The sequence below is a fragment of the Treponema sp. R6D11 genome (assembly GCF_054786075.1).
This window is the reverse complement of the sequence record NZ_BDHD01000777.1, coordinates 1-529: the sequence shown is the minus strand read 5'-3', so window position 1 is coordinate 529 and position 529 is coordinate 1. Positions and strand designations below refer to the sequence as shown.

Annotated in this window: 1 protein-coding gene; it reads right to left on the bottom strand. The window is 52.4% G+C overall.

Annotated elements, in window-relative coordinates; all coding sequences use genetic code 11:
* Window positions 1–138: 138 nt before the first annotated feature.
* On the bottom strand, window positions 139–360 hold the full coding sequence (locus ACYVTD_RS16040) for a NifU family protein (RefSeq protein ID WP_461248681.1): 222 nt from the start codon (window positions 358–360) through the stop codon (window positions 139–141).
* Window positions 361–529 lie beyond the last annotated feature (169 nt).

Here is a 529-nt window from a genome sequence, read left to right as displayed (position 1 = left end):
TCGCGGCGGCAGACTGGCAACAAACTGTTTTGCGACTTGCCATCTTGCGGCGAGTTGTCCTGCGGCTCGTTGCGTAGCTGCGCGTTGCGTAGCTGCGCGTTGTCTTGCGACGAGTTGTTTTTAGGAGGAGCGTTAGTCTTAGACACCGACGACGGCTTTACCCTCGGGTATTTCCTTTTTGATGTAATTTTCGATTTGCATTTTAAGGGTCATCTGAGACATCGGGCAATGACCGCAAGCCCCGGTAAGTCTTACCGAGACGGTTCCACCGTTGTCAATAGAGACAAACTCAACATCTCCGCCATCCGCCTGTAAAGACGGCCGCACTTTTTCCAACGCGGCTTTTACTTGTTCTTCCATATGTTACTCCTTCGTGGTTACGCTACGGTTCAAATCCCTCAATCGTTCTTTCGGAGAGAGAGGGATTTGGGGTTCCAGTCGCTGACATACGTCCCTTCGGTCCGTTTGCCGAAAGGAAGGATTAACTGCACCGCCATTCGGCGGTGCGACGTCATCCTGTCAGCTCCTT